This is a genomic window from uncultured Brachyspira sp. (assembly GCF_910588665.1).
In the GTDB taxonomy this organism is placed as follows: domain Bacteria; phylum Spirochaetota; class Brachyspiria; order Brachyspirales; family Brachyspiraceae; genus Brachyspira.
In genome coordinates, this window is the sequence record NZ_CAJUPR010000032.1 from 1 (window position 1) to 2,481 (window position 2,481).

At 25.7% G+C, this 2,481-nt stretch carries 3 protein-coding genes; 2 read left to right on the plus strand and 1 reads right to left on the minus strand.

What is annotated here, in order from left to right:
- Positions 1–209 precede the first annotated feature (209 nt).
- A complete protein-coding gene (locus tag QZ306_RS10390; protein WP_295163624.1) occupies positions 210–1,355 on the plus strand; it encodes a sialidase family protein in 1,146 nt (381 codons plus the stop codon).
- A 64-nt stretch (positions 1,356–1,419) separates the two neighbouring features.
- On the plus strand, positions 1,420–1,848 hold the full coding sequence (locus tag QZ306_RS10395) for a hypothetical protein (RefSeq protein WP_295163626.1): 429 nt from the start codon (positions 1,420–1,422) through the stop codon (positions 1,846–1,848).
- Between the two features lie 16 nt (positions 1,849–1,864).
- Here QZ306_RS10395 and QZ306_RS10400 read toward each other — a convergent pair.
- A partial coding sequence (locus QZ306_RS10400; RefSeq protein ID WP_295163627.1) for a BspA family leucine-rich repeat surface protein occupies positions 1,865–2,481 on the minus strand: 617 nt, incomplete at its 5' end.

A 2,481-nucleotide genomic window follows, 5' to 3' on the forward strand; every position in this document is an offset into this window, starting at 1 on the left:
ACCAGTTGTATGTTTAGATATTCGCCGATGCAGGATAATCTGCCTTCTTGGTATAGAAAAGATTGAGCTGGGGGCAAATTACAATTATTATGAAGAGTTAAAAAGAACTTATTGAGAGTAAAGAATATAAAAAATATATATTAAGATTTATTATATATTTGAGTTTTTTTATACCGAAAATAATTTATATAATTTAAGGCTTAAATAATATGAAAATTAATATATTAAATAAAACTATTTTATTTGAAAATAAAAATTTATATTCGGCATTTCCAAGCATTATTAAGCTTGATAATAAAAGGTTTTTAATAAGCTTCCGAACCGCACCTAAAATAAAAAAAAATTATTCTCATCTGCATTCTATAAGCAAATCAATGCTTGCAGTTTTTAATATAAATAAAAATAAAACCGAAAAAATATTTGAATTCGGAGAATATGATGAAGCAGCAAAACAAGATGCGCAGCTATTCAGAATAGATGAAAAAACTATAATGGCATACTATTTCAGATATACATTCCACCCTATGAATGAAAAAGAATTATTTAAAGATTATACTTTTATAGAATATGACAATACAATAGCTCTTTTAAGCGGAATAGGAATATGCATAAGCTATGATAACGGAAAAAGTTTTTCAAATCCATATATAATAAAAATTAATCAAATCGGCGAACTTAATAAAAACAATATTATAATGAAGCATTTTGCTGTAAGGGGAAGTATATGCAAAACGGGTAATGAAATACTTCTTCCAATATATGCATATAAGCAAAATAAAAATAAAAAAGATTATAAATATCAATGCTTTATCATTTCAAGCAGAGATTTAATTAATTGGAAATTAAAAAGTTTTTTATGCGAAACCGATTTTAGAAAAATAGACGGAAAAAAATCAAAAATAGAATATGCAGAGCCTTCATTGATTAATTATAAAGACAATATAATAGCATTTATAAGAACTCATATACGAAATGAATATACGCTTACATCTGTAAGCTATTCAAAAGACAAAGGCAAGACTTTTTCAAAACCTATTTTGACAGATATTAAAGGCTACCCTGTAAATCCCCTGATTTTAAGCAGCGGAAAATTACTTCTTACTTACGGATACAGATTAAAAAAATACGGAATAAGAGCATTAGTTTTTGACAGTATTGATGATATATTCAGCATAAAAAAAATTAATGATAAAATAAAAAATGATGAGATTATAATAGACGATTCAATGAAAAGTTCCGACTGCGGTTATCCATGGTGCATTGAAGATAACGGTATTATATCATGCGTATATTACGGATATGATGATAAAAATAAAATCAGAAAAATATATTTAAATAGCTTTACTTTAATTTAAAAATATAGTATAAAGTAAATATCATTGTATAATAAATACTTAATTGATAGTTTAGGGGTTTCCTATGAATGATAAGGATATAATGGATCCTAATGTGTATCAGATAAAAAAAAATGATTGGGAAGTTATAAATACCGAAAATGAAGCTATATACAAAATATTGGCATACAAATTATCTTCTTGGAGCGAAAATACTTATTTAATTGTTAAAGTTAATAAAAAAAATAATTATAAAAGTATAATAATAGATTGGAACAGCAAGGATTTTGTATTCAGCACTCATAAGACATTTTTCAGATTTGATAATGATTTACCTGATAATTTGGAATGCAAATCTACAGATGACAAATTAAGTTCTATTGTTTTAGATTCAGATTATATTTATAATAATCTGCTTAATTCAAATATGCTTATAGTAAGGGCATCTCTTGAAAAAAGCAAAACTACCAGAATGTTTGATATTTCAAAATTTAAAGATATAGTAAAAAATTAAAGTTTATAAAAGAATATTATTTTATGCTTTTATACCAAGAAGGCATATTGTCCTGCATCGGCGAATATTTAAACATGCAATTAGTATCCTGCAGATTATTAGTATTCCAGCTATTTAAATCCTGATTAAAACTTTCAGCTTTAAAGAACATACCATACATATTTTTTACATTAGAAGTGTCCCAATTGTCTAAAGGCTGATTAAAATTATCTGTTTCATAAAACATATAGCTCATATCTTCAGCATTAGATGTATTCCAATTATTAATATTTTGATTAAAACTTTTTGCACGCCAAAACATTCTTGACATATTTTTTACATTAGAAGTATTCCAGCTGTCTAAAGGCTGATTAAATCTTTTCGCATCCATAAACATATCCGACATGTCCCGAACTTTAGACACATTCCAATTATTTATATTATGATTAAAATAAACGGCATATTCAAACATACTTTCCATATTCACAACATTTGAAGTATCCCAAGTCTCAATACCGTCAAATTTTTTTAATCTTGAGTTTAGAAAAAGCCCGCTCATATCGGTTATTAAGCTTGTGTCTATCTTATTAAATTTAATTTTGTCTTCTATTAATTTAATCAATTCTTTCTTATCTTTAGGCTGATATATTTTAT